General features: G+C 71.8%; 21 protein-coding genes. 4 read left to right on the top strand and 17 right to left on the bottom strand.

All coding sequences use genetic code 11. The features are described from left to right. Positions 1-2: 2 nt before the first annotated feature. Genes BLA60_RS20185 through BLA60_RS20175 form a run of 3 tightly spaced genes read right to left on the bottom strand, consistent with a single transcriptional unit; the run spans position 3 to position 1,888 of the window. Positions 3-590, bottom strand: coding sequence for a TetR/AcrR family transcriptional regulator (locus BLA60_RS20185; protein ID WP_075134469.1), 588 nt, complete (start codon positions 588-590; stop codon positions 3-5). A 26-nt stretch (positions 591-616) separates the two neighbouring features. Continuing rightward, on the bottom strand, positions 617-1,342 hold the full coding sequence (locus BLA60_RS20180; protein ID WP_075134468.1) for a ferredoxin reductase domain-containing protein: 726 nt from the start codon (positions 1,340-1,342) through the stop codon (positions 617-619). 15 nt (positions 1,343-1,357) lie between these two features. After that, entirely contained in the window at positions 1,358-1,888 is a 531-nt protein-coding gene (locus tag BLA60_RS20175; protein ID WP_075134467.1) for a SigE family RNA polymerase sigma factor, read from the bottom strand. A 149-nt stretch (positions 1,889-2,037) separates the two neighbouring features. Between BLA60_RS20175 and BLA60_RS20170 the strand changes: the two genes are divergently transcribed. Next, on the top strand, positions 2,038-3,060 hold the full coding sequence (locus BLA60_RS20170; RefSeq protein WP_425427073.1) for a threonine aldolase family protein: 1,023 nt from the start codon (positions 2,038-2,040) through the stop codon (positions 3,058-3,060). Here BLA60_RS20170 and BLA60_RS44595 read toward each other — a convergent pair. From BLA60_RS44595 to BLA60_RS20130, 9 genes are all read right to left on the bottom strand, one after another. Further along, entirely contained in the window at positions 3,057-3,227 is a 171-nt protein-coding gene (locus BLA60_RS44595; RefSeq protein WP_170108407.1) for a hypothetical protein, read from the bottom strand. The genes BLA60_RS20170 and BLA60_RS44595 overlap by 4 nt on opposite strands. Before the next feature lie 116 nt (positions 3,228-3,343). Beyond that, positions 3,344-4,495, bottom strand: a complete 1,152-nt coding sequence (locus tag BLA60_RS20165; RefSeq protein ID WP_075134465.1) for a pyridoxal phosphate-dependent aminotransferase — start codon at positions 4,493-4,495, stop codon at positions 3,344-3,346. Positions 4,496-4,539: 44 nt separating this feature from the next. After that, positions 4,540-5,310: an ESX secretion-associated protein EspG gene (locus BLA60_RS20160; RefSeq protein ID WP_075134464.1), complete on the bottom strand. Its 771-nt coding sequence runs from the start codon at positions 5,308-5,310 to the stop codon at positions 4,540-4,542. After that, on the bottom strand, positions 5,300-6,508 hold the full coding sequence (locus BLA60_RS20155) for a hypothetical protein (RefSeq protein WP_075134463.1): 1,209 nt from the start codon (positions 6,506-6,508) through the stop codon (positions 5,300-5,302). Before BLA60_RS20155 ends, BLA60_RS20160 begins: the two co-directional genes overlap by 11 nt. 7 nt (positions 6,509-6,515) lie before the next feature. Continuing rightward, on the bottom strand, positions 6,516-7,139 hold the full coding sequence (locus BLA60_RS20150) for a DUF3558 domain-containing protein (RefSeq protein ID WP_075134462.1): 624 nt from the start codon (positions 7,137-7,139) through the stop codon (positions 6,516-6,518). After that, on the bottom strand, positions 7,132-7,533 hold the full coding sequence (locus tag BLA60_RS20145) for a hypothetical protein (RefSeq protein ID WP_075134461.1): 402 nt from the start codon (positions 7,531-7,533) through the stop codon (positions 7,132-7,134). Before BLA60_RS20145 ends, BLA60_RS20150 begins: the two co-directional genes overlap by 8 nt. Positions 7,534-7,587: 54 nt before the next feature. Further along, entirely contained in the window at positions 7,588-8,832 is a 1,245-nt protein-coding gene (gene purD, locus BLA60_RS20140; RefSeq protein WP_075134460.1) for a phosphoribosylamine--glycine ligase, read from the bottom strand. A gap of 26 nt (positions 8,833-8,858) precedes the next feature. Beyond that, positions 8,859-9,842, bottom strand: coding sequence for a TAXI family TRAP transporter solute-binding subunit (locus BLA60_RS20135; RefSeq protein ID WP_075134560.1), 984 nt, complete (start codon positions 9,840-9,842; stop codon positions 8,859-8,861). A 2-nt stretch (positions 9,843-9,844) separates the two neighbouring features. Then, positions 9,845-11,884 (bottom strand): TRAP transporter permease, encoded by a 2,040-nt coding sequence (locus BLA60_RS20130; protein ID WP_075134459.1) that lies wholly within the window; start codon positions 11,882-11,884, stop codon positions 9,845-9,847. Positions 11,885-12,028: 144 nt separating this feature from the next. Between BLA60_RS20130 and BLA60_RS20125 the strand changes: the two genes are divergently transcribed. Further along, complete coding sequence (locus BLA60_RS20125) at positions 12,029-13,129, top strand: glycerophosphodiester phosphodiesterase (RefSeq protein ID WP_211288793.1); 1,101 nt, start codon at positions 12,029-12,031, stop codon at positions 13,127-13,129. A 42-nt stretch (positions 13,130-13,171) separates the two neighbouring features. On the opposite strand, the gene BLA60_RS20120 is transcribed toward BLA60_RS20125, so the two are convergent. Both BLA60_RS20120 and BLA60_RS20115 read right to left on the bottom strand, forming a co-directional pair. Next, positions 13,172-13,822: a class I SAM-dependent methyltransferase gene (locus BLA60_RS20120; RefSeq protein WP_075134458.1), complete on the bottom strand. Its 651-nt coding sequence runs from the start codon at positions 13,820-13,822 to the stop codon at positions 13,172-13,174. A gap of 4 nt (positions 13,823-13,826) precedes the next feature. After that, positions 13,827-15,116: an adenylosuccinate synthase gene (locus BLA60_RS20115; protein ID WP_075134457.1), complete on the bottom strand. Its 1,290-nt coding sequence runs from the start codon at positions 15,114-15,116 to the stop codon at positions 13,827-13,829. A 79-nt stretch (positions 15,117-15,195) separates the two neighbouring features. Here BLA60_RS20115 and BLA60_RS20110 point away from each other — a divergent pair, with 79 nt between their 5' ends. Together BLA60_RS20110 and BLA60_RS20105 are read left to right on the top strand one after the other, a co-directional pair. Then, positions 15,196-15,843, top strand: coding sequence for a hypothetical protein (locus BLA60_RS20110; protein ID WP_075134456.1), 648 nt, complete (start codon positions 15,196-15,198; stop codon positions 15,841-15,843). Positions 15,844-15,969: 126 nt separating this feature from the next. Continuing rightward, positions 15,970-16,611, top strand: a complete 642-nt coding sequence (locus BLA60_RS20105; protein WP_075134455.1) for an HNH endonuclease family protein — start codon at positions 15,970-15,972, stop codon at positions 16,609-16,611. Between the two features lie 257 nt (positions 16,612-16,868). Here the strand turns inward: BLA60_RS20105 and BLA60_RS20100 are convergent, their stop codons facing one another. The 3 genes from BLA60_RS20100 to BLA60_RS20090 all read right to left on the bottom strand — a co-directional run bounded on the left by BLA60_RS20100 (position 16,869) and on the right by BLA60_RS20090 (position 20,065). Beyond that, positions 16,869-17,288 carry a DUF3151 domain-containing protein gene (locus tag BLA60_RS20100; RefSeq protein WP_075134454.1) on the bottom strand — a complete coding sequence of 140 codons (420 nt, stop codon included), beginning with the start codon at positions 17,286-17,288 and terminating at the stop codon, positions 16,869-16,871. Positions 17,289-17,292: 4 nt separating this feature from the next. Beyond that, positions 17,293-18,327 carry a class II fructose-bisphosphate aldolase gene (gene fbaA, locus BLA60_RS20095; RefSeq protein ID WP_075134453.1) on the bottom strand — a complete coding sequence of 345 codons (1,035 nt, stop codon included), beginning with the start codon at positions 18,325-18,327 and terminating at the stop codon, positions 17,293-17,295. Positions 18,328-18,394: 67 nt separating this feature from the next. Continuing rightward, entirely contained in the window at positions 18,395-20,065 is a 1,671-nt protein-coding gene (locus BLA60_RS20090) for an alkaline phosphatase D family protein (protein WP_075134452.1), read from the bottom strand. Positions 20,066-20,071 lie beyond the last annotated feature (6 nt).

Below are 20,071 nucleotides of genomic sequence, written 5' to 3'. Positions count from 1 at the left end.
GTTCAGGGGGCGAGGACCTCGCGCAGCGCGCGCCGGGCCACCGCCCTCGGGTCCGGGTCGATCTCGATCAACGCGTTCACCACCGTGCCGTCGACCAGCGCGATGATCTGCTCGACCCGGCGGCGGTCGGCGTCCATGCCGGAGCGGGTGAACACCTCCAGCAGCAGCCCGCGCAGCTCGCCGCCGAGGGTGTGCATCAGCGGGCGCAGGTAGGGGCGGCGGAAGGTGGCCACCAGGCGTTCGTAGCGCAGCAGCACCAGCTCGGCGTCCCGGTCGGCGGCCGGCGGGCCGAGCAGCTGGTCGAGCACCAGGTCGATCACCGCGGCCACGCCCCGGGGCCGGGTGGGCAGCGCGGCCAGCAGCTGCGCGCCGCGCCGCAGCTCGCCCCGGCCGTGGTGCTCGACGGCGGCGATGACCAGGTCGTCGAGCGAGTCGAAGTAGTAGGTGGTGGAGGCCAGCGGCAGGCCGGCGCGCTCGGCCACCGCGCGGTGGCGCAACGCCTCGAAGCCACCCTCGGCGAGCAGCTGCGCCGCAGCCGCCACGAGAGCCTGGCGGCGGCGTTCGCCCTTGGGTGTGCTGGCTGCCGTCATCCGGACAGATCGTGCCAGGTCAGCGCTCAGTAGTGGCCGGCAACCCGTTCGGCGAGGTCCTCCAGCTCGTCGGCGAACGGCGGCGTGCCCGGGTCCCGGGCAGCGCTGAAGATCATCACGTGCCGGCCGTCGGCGGTCTCGGCGACGGCCTGCCGCATCGTCCAGCCCGGCTCGTCGTCCGACGCCATCAGGCTGCCGGCGTCGAGCAGCATCACGGTGAGCCGACCGCCGTACAGGTCGTATGTGATGTTCGTCACATCAGACGGGCAGGTGTAGTAGGCGGGAAGTGCGGCGGCCGGGAGCTCGCCCGCGAGGGCAGCAGCGAGCTCCCGGTCCGCCTGTTCGCACCCGCTAGGGGTGCTGCCGGGCCCCGCAGGCCCGGCTTCCTCACCCGAAGTGCGGCCCTGCTTCCGCGACTCCGGAGAGGAGTTCGTGTCGCCTCCCGCGCTGGGCGCGTCGGCGGCCTTCTCTTCCTCTAACTCGTATGGAGCAGTGGTTCCGTTACCGGGTGCACTGTCACCCGATGCGGCATTCGGCTGTCCGGACGAGTCCGTCCCTGTCCACAATGCCACGCTCAGCGCAGTCGCGCCCGCCAGAAGGGCTACTCCGAGTGCGGATCCGGTCAGAAGGCCGTTGCGCCGGCGGACCCGCTGGCGCGCGGACTCCCTGACGACGTCGCCCTGGTCGAAGGTCGGGGGCGGCACGTCGGCGACGGCGTCGCGCAGCAGCTCGGACAGCTTGTGCTCATCCATCGACGGCCTCCCTCCTCATGTCGCCGACCTCAGGTCGTCGAGCGTGTCGCCGAGAACCTCCCGCAGCGCGGTCAGTCCCCGCGACGTCTGGCTCTTCACGGTGCCCTCGGAGCACTTGAGCGCGTCCGCCGTGGCCGACACGTCCAGACCCTCCAGGAACCGCAGGACGAGCACCGCCCGTTGCCGGGGTGGCACCCGCCGCAGGCCGTCGAGCAGGGCGGCCCGGTTGGCGACCGCCTCGCCGAGCTCGCCGGAACCGCCGTCGCCGAGCTGCGCGTTCTCCGGCAGCTCGTCGACGAACCGCTCCCGGCGCCAGGGACGCCGGGACTCGTCGATCGCCGCGCGCACCAGCGTCCGGCGGACGTAGGCATCCAGCGCCCCTCGGTCGCGGATCTTGCGCCACCTGCGGTGCAACGCGACGAACGCCGTCTGGGCGAGGTCGTCCGCACGGTGCCAGTCACCGCACAGCAGGTACGCGGATCGCCGCACAGCGTCACGCCGAGCCACGAAGTACTCCGCGAAGTCCTCCTCGTCGCGCTGTTCCACGCGGACTCTCTCCGCTCGTCGTCTGCTTCTGGGGGACGGAAGATGTCGGGTCAACGGTTGCACGGTGTCCCGACGAGATCCACGCCACCCCCTAGGACGCCCGAGGTGCCCCGGCGGGTGCCTCCAGCGGCATGTGGTGTGATCGGATCGTGACAAACACGAGGCTCATCGATCTCCGCTCGGACACCGTCACCGCCCCGGACGAGGCGATGCGGGTCGCCATGGCCAGAGCCGAGGTCGGCGACGACGTGCTGGACCGTGACCCCACCATGCGCCGCCTGGAGGAGCGCGTCGCCGACGTGCTCGGCGTCGAGGCCGCCCTGTGGGTGCCCAGCGGGTCGATGGGCAACATGATCGCGCTCACCGCGCACCTGAGCCGGGGCGAGAAGTTCATCGCCTCCCGGGGCGCCCACGTGCTCGACAGCGAACTCGGCGCGGCCGCGTGGCTGTCCGGCGGCATGCCGGAGGCCGTCGACTGGGGCGACCGGCCGGGGCACCTGCCGGTGGAGGCGGTGCGCGGGGCCGGCGGCGCCACCGGCCCCTACTACGCGCTGCGGACCACGCTGCTGTGCCTGGAGAACACCCACAACGCCGCCGGCGGTGTGGTCACCCCGCCCGACGAGCACGCCAAGCTGGTGGCCACCGCCCGCGACATCGGCTTACGGGTGCACCTCGACGGTGCGCGGCTGTGGAACGCCTCGGTCGCCCTGGAGGTGCCGCCGGCGGCGCTGACCGTCGGCGTGGACACCGTGCAGGTGTGCCTGAGCAAGGGCCTGGGCGCGCCGGTCGGGTCGCTGGTCGCCGGCACGGCCGCGTTCGTCGAGGAGGCCCGGCGGCTGCGCAAGATGCTCGGCGGGGGCGTGCGCCAGGGCGGCGTGCTGGCGGCGGCCGGACTGATCGCCATCGACCGGATACCGGCCCTGGCGACCGACCACGCCAACGCGGCGACACTGGCCGCCGGCCTCGCCTCACTCGGCTGGGAGGTCGGCACCCCGGAGACCAACATCGTGCTCGCCGCCACGCCCGACGCCGGCGCCACGCTGGAGGCGCTGCGCCGGGTCGGCGTGCTGGCCGTGCCGATGCTCGGCCGGGTGCGGTTCATCGCCCACCGCGACGTCAGCGCGGCCGACATCACCGAGGTCCTCGACCGGATCGCCGGGATCGGACGCTAACGGCCGATCTGCTTGCGGGACGAGCCCTTGATCGCCGCGTAGCCGATCGCGCCGACGGTCAACACGCCGGCGACCACCAGCAGCGTGCCCAGCACCTTGAACACGAACCCGAGCACGGCGAAAGCCACCCAGATGACGATGATCGCGCCGATGATCTTCAACAGCATGTGGGTCCAACCTCTCCCCGAAACCGCCTGTGTCCGGTGAACGAACGGCGCCCACCGGCGGTTCCACACCACCGAGTCTGGCAGCCGCACGCGGCCGGCACATCGGGGAAGACCCCTCAGGGAAGCCAGTTCCCCAACCGGCGCAACGCCTCGGTCACGTCCTGCGACGGACCGGCGAACGACAGCCGGACGAACCGGTGCCCGCCGACCGGGTCGAAGTCGATCCCCGGCACGATCGCCAGCCCCGTGTCGGCCAGCAGCCGCTGGCACCACGACATCGTGTCGTCGGTCAGATGGCCGACGTCGGCGTAGAGGTAGAACGCGCCGTCGGCCGGGGCGAGCCCGGTGATGCCCAGCTCACCCAGGCCGCGCACCAGCTCGTCCCGGTTGGCCCGGTAACGCGCGACGTGCGCGTCCAGCTCCGGGTAGGTGAACGCGGCGGTCGCCGCCTGCTGGGACAACGCCGGCGCGCAGATGGTGAAGTTGCCGGTCAGACAGTCGACCGCGCGGTGCAGCTGCTCGGGGACCAGCAGCCAGCCCAGCCGCCAGCCGGTCATCGCGAAGTACTTGGAGAACGAGTTCACCACCACGGCCTCCCGGGAGAACTGCCAGGCGCAGGCCGGTTCCTCCTCGCCGTACTGGATGCCGTGGTAGATCTCGTCGCTGACCAGCCGCACGCCGTTGCCCGCGCACCAGCCGGCGATCGCGGCCAGCTCACCGGCGGCCAGCATCGTGCCGGTCGGATTGGCGGGGCTCGCGACCACCAGCCCGTCGACCGGCCCGTCGAGCGCCTCCAGCATCTCCACCGTCGGCTGGAAGCGGCTGCCCGGGCCGCAGGGCAGCTCCACGACCTCACAGCCCAACGCGCTGAGGATGTTGCGGTAGGCGGGGTAGCCGGGGCGGGCCAGCGCCACCCGGTCGCCGTGGTCGAACGCCGCCAGGAAGGCCAGCAGGAACCCGCCGGAGGAGCCGGTGGTGACCACCACGTCGTGCGGGTCGACCGCCAGGGCGTGACGGCGCTCGTAGTGGTCGGCGATCGCCTCCCGCAACGCCGGGATCCCCAGCTGCTCGGTGTAGCCCAACGGGCCGCGTAACGCCTCGGCGGCCGCCGCGAGCACCGCCCGAGGCGCCGCCGCCGACGGCTGCCCGGCGGCCAGCGACACCACGTCGCCCCGCGCCCGCTGCCGGTCGTTGGCCGCCGACAGCACCTCCATGACGTGGAACGGCGGGACCGCTGCCCGGCCGGCGATCTTCAACGGGTGATCCATACCCACAGCCTGACCGCCCCGGCGCGCAGGCGCACGACCGGCCGTCAGACCTCGTCGGCCAGCTCCCGCACCAGCATCGCCAACCGCCGGTTGTCCGCCGGGGTCACGGTGCTCCAGGTCCGGCCGTCGTTGTTGGGTTTGGCCAGGTGGGCGTACCTGCCCTGCGCGGTGTCATGGAAGGCGACGACCCGCTCGGCCCTGGCCAGCCGGCCGTCGCGGCGCACCCGGTTGACACAGAACTGCCCGCGCAGGTCCATCCCGTCGACCATCAACCCGAGCGTCTTGGCGTCGTTGTTCGGCACACCCCGGCGGATCAGCGCCGCCGACAGCTCCCGGCTGTCCCCACCGGCCTCGCCGTCAGCCGCCACCAGCACGTCGGTCGGCACACTCACCGACAGCCCCGGCCCGGCCGGCGCCTCACCGCAGATCGACACCGCCGACTCGGCGATGGCCGTGTCCCGCGAGGGAATCAGCCACACCTCGTCACCCTCGACCACCGCCAGCACCGCCTGGTCGCCGCTCGCGGCCGTCAACGCGCGGATCTCCCGGTCCGACCAGACCCAGCTGTCGATGGACACCTGGGGGCGGGCCAGCAGCTCCAGCCGGTCCAGCAGCGCGCCGGCCGCCCGGTCGTGCACCGTCAGCCCGCGCGCCGCCAGCTCCGCCAACGCCTTGGTGACCAGCCGGGCACGCTCGGAGTGCGTCTTGCCCGGGCTGGGCACCGCGATCGCCTCGTGCTTGCGCGGCAGCCGCTCCCGCTCCCACAGCACGTCGAACTCGAGCGTGGAGAGCTTGACCGTCCCGCTAGTGGTCATCCGGCTCGTCGCCGATGGACTCGGGGGCGACCACACGCTGGTCCTCGAACACGTCACCGGAGTCGATCCCGTACCGGCGCACGTGCTCCTTGTCGTCCTCACCGTCGGCACGACCACCCGGAGCCGCCGGCTGCATCAGCGACGAGCCGGGCCGCCCCGTTCTCGCCCCGAACTTCTCCGCGTTGCGGGCCGCGCGGGCCTCGTCGTCGGGCACCGCCCCGATGGTGACCGCCCGGCCCGGCGTGACCCCCTTGCCGGAGGCCGGGTTCAGGCCACCACGGACCGTCCGGTCCCCCGGCCCGGCGCCGGTCCCGGCACCACCGCCACCGGCGGTCATCAACGCGGCGTCGCCCATCAGCACCGGATTCAGCGGACGCAACAGGTTCTGGCCGACGCTCGGCCCCGACGGCAGGGACGGGTTGACCGGGTTCGTGGAGGTGAACTGCTGCCCGGGCGGGCCACCGACCGGCGGCGTCCCACCGGAGGTCGGCAGCGGGTTGTTCGGCCCACCGGGCAACGTCGGATTGGGGCCGGCACCAGGACCGGACCCCGGCTGCCCGGCCGGACCCACCGCCGGCCCGGACTCCAACCCGGACGCCCCCGTGACACCCAACTCCGCTTCCGCCGGCTGCGCCACCAGGTTCATCCCCGGCGGCACCGGCAGACCACCGGCCCGCCCGATCGCCGCCGAACTGCCCGACTGGTAGCCGTTGAGGCCGTCGATCGCCTGGTCCCTGGCCTGGTTGGTGGCCCGGACGTCCTTGGCGTGATCGGTGGTGTGACCGAAGAACCCGGCGACCCGGTCGCCGATGTTCTCCTCGCTCGGCCCCCGCAACGTGCCGGAGTCCGGCGCGGAGTTACGGGTGCTGGTGAACACGTCACCCTGCTCGTTGACGCTGTCCGCCGACTCGCGGACCGGGTCGGTGGCGTCCTCGGCGTAGATCGAGGCGCTCTGGGTGGCCAGGAACCCGTCGTCGGAGGCGGTGCCCTCCCAACTCACGCCGATCTCGCGAAGCTGCTCGCGGAGCACCGTGTCGGTGTCGGACAGACCGTCGGCCAAGCCGATCAGCGCCCGAACCGCGTTGTTCAGGCTCTCGGTGCCGCTTCCGCCGTCGCGCAGTCCGTCCACCTGACGCGCGAGGTCCTCGTTGGAGTACCCCTCGAAGCGCAGGTCGCTGAGTCCGTAGTCCCCGTCCATAACTCCCTCACCTCAACGTCTGCAGCGTCTCGGTCGCCATCGCGGCGATCTTCTCGGTGACCTGGCACAGCTCCCGGTAGTCGACTTCCTCCGTCAGGACTGTGTACTCCACGGTCAGTTGCTGCCCGTCAGCGACTCCGACCGACGTCACGCACTCTTCATCGTCGACACCGGCGAGCTTGTAGTCCACCGCCGGGAATTCGGCGACGGTCACCGGCCAGGCATCGACATTGCCCTGACCGGACAGCCAGTACTCGATGCCCCTGTCGGTGATCAGCAGGACATCGATGGCATTGAAAGGTTCGGCGGTCTGTTCAAGCGTGCAGATCTTGTCCTTGCCGGCGGTGTCCTGGACCGGTGGCGCGTCGAACTTGTAGTCCTTGGCTATCTGGGCGACCTGCGCCTCGGTGAGCACCGAGCAGGGCTCCAGGCCATCCACCTTCAGGTCCTTGGGGCGCGGCGGAATCTCGACCGTCGGCTCCGGACCACCCGAGGACGGGTCCGGCCCGGCGCTGCTCGGGGTGTCACCGCCACCGCCGTTGGGGACGGCCGTGCCGCCGGTCGCGTCGGAGCATCCCGCGGCGAGGGCGATCGTCAACAGACCGGCAACGAGCGGGAACGCCCTACGCACCCTGGGATCCACGGAAGGCCGCCTCGATCTGCTCCTCGCTGTACCCGTAGGCCTTGGCGGTGTCGCCGAGCTGGATCGCGAGCTTGCGCAGGCCGAGAACGTACTCGCCGATCCGCCTGGCGTAGGCGTCCTCGTCGTCGAGAAGTCGGTCGTTCCACGCCTTCGACATGCGGGTACTGACGTCGTCGCTGCCCGGCGGCTCGATCCTGATACCCCGCTTGGAGAGCCGCAGCAGGCGGGACAGGTGCTCCGCCTGAGATTCGATGATGCGGGCGGCGGCGAGGACGTTGTCCTGGTTGACGGTGAAGGTGCCCGAGCTGAGCGATCTGGTGGCCTGGTCGACCTGGTGGAACGCCTTGGTGAGGCCGCTTCCTATCGCGCCGGCGGTGAGCATCCCGTCGCCCCCCAACTGGTTGTCGGTCAGCTTCCGTTCTGGAGGCTACCAAGCTCAGGTGGTCACGGAGGCACGTTCGGCGATGTCGGTGCGGTGGTGGGAGCCGGCGAGGTGGATGGTGTCGACCTTGCGGTAGGCCTCGGCGCGGGCGTCGGCGATGGTGTCGCCGGTGCCGACGACGGCGAGGACGCGGCCGCCGGCGGAGACGATGGCGCCGTCGTCGCGGCGGCGGGTGCCGGCGTGCAGGACGCCGTCGGTGTCGGCGCCGGTGATGACGTCGCCGGCTCGGGGGCGGCCGGGGTAGCCCTCGGCGGCGATGACGACGGTGACCGCGGCGCCGTCGGACCACTCCAGGGGTGGCTGGGTGGCGAGGGTGCCGGTGGCGGTGGCGTGCAGCAGGCCGGCGAGCGGGGTGCGCAGCAGGGCGAGCACCGACTGGGTCTCCGGGTCGCCGAAGCGGCAGTTGAACTCGATCACCTGCGGGCCGGCGTCGGTGAGGGCGAGGCCGGCGTAGAGCAGGCCGGAGAACGGGCAGTCGCGGGCGGCGAGTTCGCCGACGACCGGGGCGATGATCTTGGCGACGACCTCGTCGACCAGGCCGGGCGGGGCCCAGGGCAGCGGGGCGTAGGCGCCCATGCCGCCGGTGTTGGGGCCGGCGTCCCCGTCGCCCACCCGTTTGAAGTCCTGGGCGGGCAGCAGGGGGACCACGGTGGTGCCGTCGACCAGGCAGAACAGCGACGCCTCCGGGCCGTCCAGAAAGGATTCCAGGAGGATCGGGTGGCCGTCGTCGAGCAGGGTCATGGCGTGGGCGCGGGCGGCGGCCTGGTCGGTGGTGACGGCCACCCCCTTGCCGCCGGCCAGGCCGTCGTCCTTGACCACCCAGGTCGGGCCGAAGCGGCGCAGGGCGGCGTCGAGCTTGGCCGGGTTGTCCACCACCTCGCTGGTCGCCGTCGGCACCCCGGCGGTGACCATCACGTCCTTGGCGAACGCCTTGGAGCCCTCGATCCTGGCGGCCGCCGCCGACGGGCCGAAGCAGGCGATGCCGGCCGCGCGGACCGCGTCGGCCGCGCCGGCCACCAGCGGCACCTCGGGGCCGACGACCACCAGGTCGGCCCGCCACCGGGTCGCCAGCTCGGCGATGGCCGACGGGGCGGTGACGTCGACGCCGTAGGTCTCGGCCTGCGCGGCGATCCCGGCGTTGCCGGGGGCACAGGCGAGCGCGACGACAGCCGGGTCGTGGGCGAGCGCGAGCACCAGTGCGTGCTCGCGCGCACCGGAGCCGATAACCAGGACACGCACGAGCGCAGCGTAGATGCCCTCGGGTGTCAGTCGGTGTTCAGGGCCTGTTCAGCTCCCGGGTGCAGCGGGACCGGGTCGGTCTCGACGGCCTTCGCCGCGTCGAGCTCCGCCGCCGCCTTGTGCACCTTCACGAGCTCGTCCTTCTTGTCGAAGATCAGGCTGGTGATCGCGCAGGCGTCGTTGTCGGCGAAGTCGGAGCGCACGAGCAGCATGTTGGGCACCACGACCGTGGACACGTCGGCGGGCAGCTTGTAGGTGTCGGCGGTGAGCGTGCCCTCGTCGTAGACCGGGTTGATCCTCTTCAGCTCGGGCAGCAGGTCGGTGATGTCGAGGAAGGTGACGTCCTCGCCGAGCGAGGTGGTCAGGTCGGTGATCTCGGGGGTGGGCAGGCCGCCGGACCAGAACAGCCCGTCGATCTGCCCGGCCTTCATCTGGTCGACGGTCGGGCGCAGCGCCAGGCGCTGGGCGGAGACGTCGGCGGCCGGGTCGAGGCCGGCGGCCTCCAGCAGCCGGTGGGCGATCACCTCGGTGCCGGACTTGGGTGAGCCGGTGGAGATCTTCTTGCCGCGCATGTCGGCGATCGAGGTGATGCCGGCGTCGGCGCGCACCACGACCTGGGTGTAGTTGGAGTAGATCCGCGCGAGCGCCGCGATGTCCTGTTTCTGGCCCTCGAACGAGCCGGTGCCGTTGACCGCGTCGGCGGCCGTGTCGGCCAGCGAGAACGCGATGTCGTAGTCCCCGGAGACCAGCTGCTGGATGTTCTGCACGGACGCGCCGGTCTCCGCGGCGCCCGCGTTGAGCTCGGTGTTGTCGCTGATCAGCTGGGCCAGGCCGCCGCCGAGGGTGTAGTACACGCCGCCGGTGTTGCCGGTGGCGATGGTGATCCGCCCCGAGGACGCCTCGCACGCCCCGGTGTCGCCGCCGCCGGCCTCGCGTTCCTGTTTGCCGCCGCAGCCGGCGGCGACCAGGGCCACGGCCAGGGCTCCGGCGACGATCCTCGTCGATCGCATGTTCACGCTTCGCTCCCTTGTCCGGTAACGGGTTGTTTCGGGCGGATGGCCAGGTGCACCACCACCGCGACGACCGCGCAGCCGATCCCGACGGCCACCGACAGCGGCTGCAGGTACAGCAGCAGCGCGGCGGCCACGGCGCACAGCGCGCGTTCGGGCCAGCGCGCCGGGCCGAACAGCCAGCCGCCGGTGACCACGGCCAGCGCCGCCACTCCGAGCGCGGAGACCGCCACCACCCACGCCACGGTGCCGACGTCGCGTTGCAGCAGCAGCGCCGAGCCGTTGTCGGTGAGCACGAACGCGATCGGCACCAGGAACGCCGGCAGGGTGTACTTCCAGGTCTGCCACATGGTCTTCATCACCGAGCCGCCGGTGATGGCGGCGGCGGCGACCGAGGCGAGCGCGGTCGGCGGGGTCACCTCGGAGAGCACGGCGTAGTAGAAGATGAACATCGCCACCTCGGGCGGGGCGACACCGAGGTCGGCCAGCGCCGGCGCGAGCACCACCCAGGCGATGATGAACGACGCGGTCACCGGCACGGCCAGCCCGAGCACGCTGACCGCGACCGCCGCGAACACCACGGTCAGCGTGAGCACCACCGTCGGGTTGGACGCGAGGGCCTGGGCGGCGTCGACCAGGGCGGCGGCGAGTTCCAGACCGAGACCGGTCTTGGTGATCGTGGAGGTGATCACCCCGGCGGCGGCGCACACCGCGATCACCGGCAGCGCGCCCCGGATGCCCTCGGCCAGCGAGTCGGCCAGTGCCCGTAACCAGGTCAGCAGGCCGGCGGCCACGCCGTCGGCCCGGTGGGTGAGCAGCCGCGCGGCCAGCGCGAACAGCGCGGCGACCCCGGTGGCGTAGACCACGGCGGTGAACGGCGGGATGTCCAGCGCCAGGAACACGACGATGATCGCCAGCGACAGGAAGTGGTAGCCGCCGCGCAGCAGGACCGTGCCGACGGGCGGGGAGTCGACCTCGACCCGCTGGGCGCCGAAGCGGCGGGCGTCGATCTCCACGGCGAACGCGATGCCCAGGTAGTACAGCAGGGTCGGCACGATCGCCCAGACCAGCACCGTGAGGTAGTCGACCTCCAGGTACTCGGCGATGATGAACGCCGCCGCGCCCAGGGTCGGCGGCGAGAGGATCGCGCCGATGCCGGACGCGGCGAGCAGCCCGCCGGCGTTCTCCTTCGGGTAGCCGGCCTTGCGCAGCACCGGCCAGGTGATGGCGCCCAGGCTGACGGTGGTGGCGGTGCCGGAGCCGGAGACGGTGCCGAGCAGGAACCCCGACAGCGCGGCGGTGCGCCCTGGCGCGGTGCGCGAGCGGCGGAACAGCGCGAAGCTCAGGTCGACGAAGAACGTGCCGGCGCCGGAGGAGGCGAGCACCGCGCCGTAGATGGTGAACAGCACGATGTAGGTGGCGGCCACGTCCAGCGGGATGCCGTAGAAGCCGCTCTGGTCGTTGTAGAGGGCGTTGATGATCTGGCTGAAGTCGACGCCGGCGTGCGAGATGTCCCAGTCCTGCGGCAGGTAGCCGCCGTAGTAGGAGAACGCGAGGAACACCAGGCACACCACGGGCAGCACCAGCCCGGTGGTGCGCCGGGTGGCTTCCAGCACCAGGACCAGCAGCAGCGTGCCGGCCACGATGTCGGCGGTGGACAGTTGGCCCTGCCGGTCGAGGAAGGTGTCGAACCCGCCGCCGGCGTCGCCGATCGCCAGCGGCAGCACCGGGTAGAGCCCGACCAGCAGCGCGATCCCGGCGAACACCCAGTCCAGCGGCCCGGGGTTGTCGCCGTCCTCGCCGGCCGAGGTGCCCCGGGGCCGGTAGCAGAGGAACACCAGCGGCAGGGTCACCCCGAGGAAGATCACCAGGTAGTACTGGTTTCCCTGGGCGAAGGGCAGGAAGACCTGCTTGAGCACCAGCAGGGCGACGGCGACCGAGACGGCCCACACGAACAGCGCCCAGCGGCCCGACAGCCGGCGCGCCGGGCGTTCCTCGTCGTGCTCGCCGACCGCGTCGCTGATCACCACCAGCAGCAACATACCCGTGGCAACGGTCACACAGAAGTGATCAGATTGGTTTCCCCGCGGTCATCTGTGGTCCGAGTGGAGTTTGCCCGCGTCGGCCAGCATGCGCTGGCCCCATCTAGCGAGGAGGAACCCCCCGTGAGTCCGAAGTTCCTGCGTATGACGGTCGCCGCGGCGGCCGTGCTGACCATGGTCGGTGCCGCCCCGGCGACCGCCGACCGGCCGGCCGGCCCCGGCCCCGGCGCCAGCCGTGGTGACGACTTCACCGTCGTCGGCCACCGTGGCGCGTCGGGCTACCGCCCGGAGCACACCCTGGCCGCCTACGAGCTGGCCGCGCGGATGGGCGCCGACTACATCGAGCCGGACCTGGTGACCACGAAGGACGGTGTGCTGGTGGCCCGGCACGAGCCGGAGATCGGCGGCACGACCGACGTCGCCGAGCACCCGGAGTTCGCCGGCCGCAAGACCACCAAGGACCTCGACGGGGTGGCGGTGACCGGCTGGTTCACCGAGGACTTCACCCTCGCCGAGCTGCGCACGCTGCGCGCGACCGAGCGGATCCCGGACGTGCGCCAGCGCAACACGCTCTACGACGGCCGCTACCCGGTGCCCACGTTCCAGGAGGTCATCGACCTGTCCAAGCGGCTGTCCCGCGAGCTGGGCCGTCCCATCGGGATCTACCCGGAAACGAAGCACCCGACGTTCTTCCAGCGTCAGGGTCTGGCCCTGGAGCCCAAGGTCGTCGAGGCGCTGAACCGCAACGGCCTCAACCGGCCGGGGGCGAAGGTGTTCGTGCAGTCGTTCGAGGTGTCGAACCTGCGGTGGCTGTCCTCGCGGCTGCGGGTTCCGTTGGTGCAGCTGACCTCGGCGTCCGGCGCGCCCTACGACTTCGTCGCCAACGGCGACCCGCGCACCTACGCCGACCTGGTCACCGCGTCGGGCCTGCGCTGGGTCGCCGGCTACGCCGACGGTCTCGGCCCGGAGAAGAACCAGGTCATTCCGCGTGACGCGGCCGGTTTCCTGGGTGAGCCGACCGCGCTGGTGCGCGACGCGCACCGCGCGGGTCTGACGGTGCACCCGTACACCTTCCGCGCGGAGAACCAGTTCCTGCCGGCCGACTTCCGTTCCTCGGTGGTGCCGGCCGAGTACGGCGACCTGTTCGCCGAGATCGCGGCGTTCCGCGCCGCCGGGATCGACGGTCTGTTCAGCGACAACCCGGACGTCGCCGTCGCCGCCCGCGACGACCGCCCGGCGGCCTGACCCGGTGGTCGAGGGACCCTTCCGCCTCGGCGGAGGGGTCCCTCAGCGTTTCTCGGCCAGCAGGTACAGCCGCACCGACGGGTACTCGCCGGGGTAGGGCGGGCGCTGGTGGCGTTCCAGGACGGTGAGCCCGGCGCCGGCGGCGAAGGCCGTCAGCTCCTCCAGGTCGACCAGGGTCGTGCGGATCGCCACGTCCCGGCCGAACCACCCGTCGACACCGGTCTCGCCGACGCCGCCGTGCACGCCGACCAGCAGCCGCCCGCCGGGCACCAGGACCCGCCGGAACTCGGCGAAGGCCCCCGGCCACTGGGCGCGCGGCAGGTGCACCACCGAGTAGAAGGACACGATCCCGGCCAGCGCCCCGTCGTCGGCCGGCAGCTCGCGCAGGTCACCGACCCAGAACAGCAGGTCGGGGTGGCGCCGCCGGGCCTCGCCGACCACGACCGGCGACAGGTCGATGCCCTCGACCCGCACGTCGGTGAGCTCCAGCCGGTCGGCCAGGTAGCGGGTGACGTGCCCGGCCGGCCCGCAGCCCACGTCCACCACCGGCCCGCGCGCCGCCCCGGAGACCGACGTGGCGAACGCGTCGAGCAGCTCCCGGTCGAACGGCTTGCCGGCCAGTTCGTCGGCGAAGCTGTCGGCGTAGTCGCGGGCGACGACGTCGTAGGTGTGCCTGATGTCCGGCCAGGCCACGGGGTCAGCCGGTGAGCGAGTGCCGGACGATGGTCTGGTCACGGCCGGGGCCGACGCCGACGGCCGAGATCCGCGCCCCGGACAGCTCCTCCAGCCGCGCGACGTAGGCCCTGGCGTTGGCCGGCAGGTCGTCGAAGTCGCGGCACTGGGAGATGTCCTCCCACCAGCCGGGCAGCTCCTCGTAGACCGGGACGGCGTGGTGCACGTCGGTCTGGGTCATCGGCATCTCGTGCACGATGTCGCCGTTGACCCGGTAGCCGACGCACACCGGGACCTTCTCCAGCCCGGAGAGCACGTCGAGCTTGGTGAGGAAGTAGTCGGTGATGCCGTTGACCCGCGCCGCGTAGCGGGCGATGACCGCGTCGAACCAGCCGGTGCGCCGCGAACGGCCGGTGGTGACGCCGACCTCGCCGCCGGTCTTGCGCAGCCGCTCACCCATCTCGTCGTGCAGCTCCGACGGGAACGGCCCGGAGCCCACGCGGGTGGTGTAGGCCTTGAGGATCCCGATGACCGTGGTGATCCGGGTGGGTCCGATGCCCGACCCGGCGCACGCCCCGCCCGAGGTCGGGTTGGACGAGGTGACGAACGGGTAGGTGCCGTGGTCGACGTCGAGCAGGGTGCCCTGCGAGCCTTCGAGCAGGACGGTCTCGCCGCGTTCGAGGGCCTCGTTGAGCAGCAGCCGGGTGTCGGCGATGCGGTGGGCGAACCGCTCGCCGGCCTCCAGCACGGAGTCGACGACCTGCTCGGGGTCCAGCGCCTTGCGGTTGTAGACCTTGACCAGGATCTGGTTCTTGACGTCGAGCGCGGCCTCGACCTTCTGCCGCAGGATCTTCTCGTCGAGCACGTCCTGCACGCGGACGCCGACACGCGAGACCTTGTCCTGGTAGGCGGGCCCGATGCCGCGCCCGGTGGTGCCGATCTTGGCCTTGCCGAGGTACCGCTCGGTGACTTTGTCGATGGCCACGTGGTACGGCATGATCAGGTGCGCGTCGGCGGAGATCAGCAGGCGGTCGGTGTCGACCCCGCGCTCCTCGAGTCCGGCGAGCTCGTCGAGCAGCACCGCCGGGTCGACGACCACCCCGTTGCCGATGACGTTGGTGACGCCCGGTGTGAGGATCCCGGACGGGATGAGATGCAGGGCGAAGTCCTGCCCGTCGGGCAGGACGACGGTGTGGCCGGCGTTGTTGCCGCCCTGGTAGCGCACGACCCACTGCACCCGCTCGCCGAGCAGATCGGTGGCCTTACCCTTCCCTTCGTCGCCCCACTGGGCGCCGATGAGCACGATGGCCGGCATGGTGGTTTCTCCCGGGTTCCGCAGGACACGTTTCTGAGGGCGAAACGCCGGTGCCTGAGCGTAGACCAGGAGCGGGTGGATGGGCGCACTGATACTCGGTTGTGGCGTGGCGCTCACCAGCGACGACTGGCCGAAACTGGCCTCGGCCAGCGGCTCAGACGTTCGGGAGATCCCCGCCACACCCGGCAAATCGGACGTCGACCCGCTGGTGAGGGACTTCGACGGTGACCGGGTGGTGGTGCACGGCACCGACGCCGACCTGGCGGCCGTGGTCCTGCGTCTGCTGCGCCGCTCCCGCCTGGACCTGCCGGTGGCCTACGTGCCGCTGACCAGGTCCCCGGTCGCCCGCCTGTGGACCCTCCCCGCGGATCCCTTCAGCGCACCGCCCACCCCCACCCCGCTGATCCGCGACGACTCCGGCGGTGTCCTGCTCGGCGAAGGCGTCCTGCCCGCCGTCAACGGCACGGTCTACTGCGACGACGAGATCCCCCTGCGCGGCCCCGCCCACCGCGTCACGGTGGCCCCGGACCTGGCCGGCGGCCCCGGCCTCACCCTGGAGATCGTCACCAAGTCGTTGCTGCGCAGGAGAAGGACGACCCTGACGGGCCGCGCCGCCCAGTACGGCGGCGCCCCGGTCACCCCCGTCCGCGACGGCGTGGCGCACCCGCGCCCGGCGAAACGGTGGACGTGGTACCGCCACACCGAGGACCTGCTGGCCTGCCGGTGATCGAGTCATCCGTTCGGCCGCCGACGAAAGTCGGGACTTCCCGTTCCCTACCAAGGAGTCATTGAGCCCCCGGACCCGCGTGGCGCACAGTCGGTTCGCCGCATCTCGCGAACCACGGAGGCGAACATGCTCACCAGGTCGGGGAAAGCAAGGATTTTCGGCGCCGCGTTACTGCTGGCCACCGGCGCCGCCGTCGGCCTGGGAGGCACCGCCAACGCCATCCCCCCGGGAATCCCCGATGCCGACACGGCCGCGACGGAACTGGCGGACCTGACCGTGGCCCCCGCCGGCTCCATGGACGGCTACGACCGGGACCTGTTCCCCCACTGGTCCACGGTCGAGGGCGCCTGCAACACCCGGGAAGCCGTCCTCGAACGCGACGGCGACGACGTCGAGGTGGGCGAGGACTGCCAGCCCACCTCAGGAACCTGGACCAGCCCCTACGACGGCGACACCTGGGACGCCCCCGCCGACGTGGACATCGACCACATGGTCCCGCTCGCGGCCGCCTGGCGGTCCGGCGCCGCCGACTGGACGACCGACGAACGCGAGACGTTCGCCAACGACCTCACCTCCCCCCAACTCTGGGCGGTGACCGACAACGTCAACCAGTCCAAGGGCGACAAAACCCCCGACGAGTGGCAACCCCCGCTGGAGTCGAACCACTGCCAGTACGCCAGCGCCTACACCCACGTGAAGTACACCTACGACCTCACGGTCACCGAGGCGGAACAAGCGGCCCTGGAAGACATGCTGGCAACCTGCTGACCCACCGGCACACAACGGCCCCAGCAGCCGAGAGCCCGGACCCCGACAACGGGGCCCGGGCTCACCGAACGACAAGCACCCTGAACCGAACGCGGATCAGAACCTCTCGACGCCAACACCGACGACCAAACACGAACGCCCTCACCACAGCCCCCACCCGCTCCGGGGGCACCCCTCAAGGCCAGTCTATCCGGGTAGTGGGTGGGAAAGCTGTGGTCGGACGAGCCTGTGGACAACTCGGAGTGCGAGTGGAGCGATCACGCCAAGCCGAGTTCGGCGACGGCGGCCGGGTCGGAGTCGGTGACGAACTGCAGACACCGGTCGTGCTCGTCGGTCTCGCCGATGGCCTCGGCGGCTCGGGCCAGCGCGCCCAGCGCCCGGAGAAAGCCGCGGTTGGGTCGGTGGGCCCAGGGAACGGGCCCGTGTCCCTTCCAGCCGGCTCGCCGGAGCTGGTCCAGGCCCCGGTGGTAGCCGGTGCGCGCGTAGGCGTAGGCGGCCACCGGGTTGTTCTCCGACAGTGCCAGTTCGGCCAGCGCGGCCCAGCCTTCGCTGAAGTCGGGCCACCGGGTGACGACCTTGGCCGGGTCGGTGCCCGACTCCAGCGCGTTCTGCGGTTCGGGTCGGTCGGGCAGCTGGGTGGCCGGCGGACCGCCGAACAGGTTCTCCTGCAACGTCATCCTCTCATCCCGCCAACATCCGGCCGGCGGACTTCAGGTGTTCGCAGGCCTGGGTGACCCGCGCCGCCATGCCCTGTTCGGCCGCCTTCAGGTAACTGCGGGGGTCGTAGACCTTCTTGTTCCCGACCTCACCGTCGATCTTGAGCACGCCGTCGTAGTTGGCGAACATGTGCCCGACGACCGGCCGGGTGAACGCGTACTGCGTGTCGGTGTCGATGTTCATCTTCACCACGCCGTAGGACAGCGCCTCGTGGATCTCCTCCAGCAGGGAGCCCGACCCGCCGTGGAAGACCAGCTCGAACGGCTTGGCGCCGGCCTCCAGGCCCAGCTTGGCGGCCACGACCTCCTGGCCGCGCTTGAGCACGTCCGGCCGCAGCCGCACGTTGCCGGGCTTGTACACCCCGTGCACGTTGCCGAAGGTCGCCGCCAGCAGGTAGCGGCCGCGTTCGCCGGAGCCGAGCACGTCGACCGTCCTGGTGAAGTCGCCCTCGGCGGTGTAGAGCTTCTCGTTGATCTCGTGGGCGACGCCGTCCTCCTCGCCGCCGACGACGCCGATCTCGACCTCGAGGATGATCTTCGCCTTGGCCGCGGCGTCGAGCAGTTCGGCGGCGATGGTGAGGTTCTCGTCGAGGTCGATCGCCGAGCCGTCCCACATGTGTGACTGGAACAGCGGTTCCTGGCCGGCGGCCACCCGCTCCTGGGACAGGGCGATCAGCGGGCGGACGAACCCGTCGAGCTTGTCCTTGGGGCAGTGGTCGGTGTGCAGGGCGATGTTCACCGGGTACTTGGCGGCGACGACGTGCGCGAACTCGGCGAGCGCGACCGAGCCGGTGACCATGTCCTTGACCTTGGTCCCGGACGCGAACTCGGAGCCGCCGGTGGAGACCTGGACGATTCCGTCGCTCTCGGCCTCGGCGAAGCCCCGCAGCGCGGCGTTGAGCGTCTCGGACGAGGTCACGTTGATGGCGGGAAACGCGAACTCGTTCGCCTTCGCCCGGTCCAGCATCTCGGCGTAGACCTCGGGTGTGGCGATGGGCATCGGTACGTCCTCCTCGGGGCTGGACTGGGCCGTCGGCACGGATACTACGACCTGCGACTGTAACGAGTCAGCTCGCCGATTCCCCACCGATCGGCGACCACACCCTGGCGACCCGCTGGGTGCCGGCCCGGACCCGGTAGGACCGGGCGTAGGACACGGCGCTGGCGGCGTCGTCCTTGTTGGCCACGAAGTACCAGTCCATCTGCGCCCCGGCGGGCGTGACCTCCAGCACCGACGCGCCGTGTGAGTCGACCTCGACCCATTTGATGTGCCGGTTCAGGGTGGTCAGCGCCCCTTCGACGACCGGGCCGACGGTCCTGGGCGGCACGCCGGCGATGTCGTCGATGTTGTCCGAGGACACCGAGGTGCACACGAACTCGGTGGCCACCGACGGCGACAGCGGGTACAGCCCGGCGTCGCGCGGTACGTCCGACGCCCAGGCGGAGTGGATGTCGCCGGTGAGGAACACGGTGTCGGTGACGTCGTTGTCGGCGATGGTGGTGAGCAGTCGGCGGCGGTCGGCGGCGTAGCCGTCCCACTGGTCGGGGTTGACCACGCCGCCCTCGCGGGGCAGGCCGAGCAGTTCGAGCAGCGGGCCGAGCAGGTCGGCGGGCAGCGGCGGGACGAGCACCGGCGCGACCATCACCGAGTTGCCGACGAGCTTCCACTGGGCGCCGGAGGACACCAGGCCCTGCTGGAGCCAGGCGAGTTGCTCGGCGCCGGTGAGGGTGCGGTTGGGGTCGTCGGTGCCGCCGTCGAACGGCGGTACCTGCTGGGAGCGGTAGCTGCGCAGGTCGAGCATGGTGATCTCGGCGAGCAGGCCGAAGCGCAGCCGCCGGTAGAGGCGGTCGGCCTGGTTGCGGACCGGCATCCACTCGAAGTACGCCTGGTGGGCGGCGGCGCGGCGGGTGGCGTAGTCGCCTTCGGTGTCGGGCTGGTGGTTCTGGGCGCCGCCGGACCAGGCGTCGTTGGCGACCTCGTGATCGTCCCAGGTGGCGATGAACGGGCAGGCGGCGTGCAGCCGGCGCAGGTGTTCGTCGGTCTTGTACTGGGCGTGGCGGCGGCGGTAGTCGGCGAGGGTGATCATCTCGGTGGCCGGGTCGTGCTGGCGGACCGCGCCGGCGGCGGCGCCGTACTCGTAGAGGTAGTCGCCCAGGTGCAGGACGGCGTCGAGGTCGCCGCGTTCGGCGAGGTAGCGGTAGGCGGCGAAGTGGCCTTCCTGCCAGTTGGAGCAGGACACGACGCCGAAGCGCAGCCGGGACACCGCCGCGTCGGTGGCGGGGGCGGTGCGGGTGGTGCCGGTCGCCGAGGTCGTGCCGGCGACGCGGAAGCGGTAGTGGTAAGTGGTGGCCGGGTGCAGGCCGGTGGCGTCGACCTTGACGGTGTGGTCGCGGTCGGGGCCGGTGGTGACCGTGCCGGAGCCGGCGAGGGTGCCGAACGTCGGGTCGGTGGCGATCTCCCAGGCCACCTCGACGGCCGGGCCGAGGCCGGAGCCGGGGGTGGCCTCGGGGGTGGGGGTCACCCTGGTCCAGAGGAGCACGGCGTCGGGCAGCGGGTCGCCGGAGGCGACGCCGTGGGCGAAGACCGGGGCGGGGGAGGCGGCCGAGGGTGTGGCCGAGGCCAGCACGGTGCCGGCGGCCACGGTGCCGGCGGCCACGGTGCTGGCGGCCACGGTGGCGGCCGTGCCGACGGTGGCGGCGCGAAGGACGGATCTGCGGTCGAGCAGGGGATCAACCATGTCTTC

The sequence above is a fragment of the Actinophytocola xinjiangensis genome, from assembly GCF_001921215.1.
Taxonomy (GTDB): Bacteria; Actinomycetota; Actinomycetes; order Mycobacteriales; family Pseudonocardiaceae; genus Actinophytocola; species Actinophytocola xinjiangensis.
The sequence above is the reverse complement of the archived record's forward strand: the minus strand, read 5'-3'. Positions and strand labels throughout refer to the sequence as shown.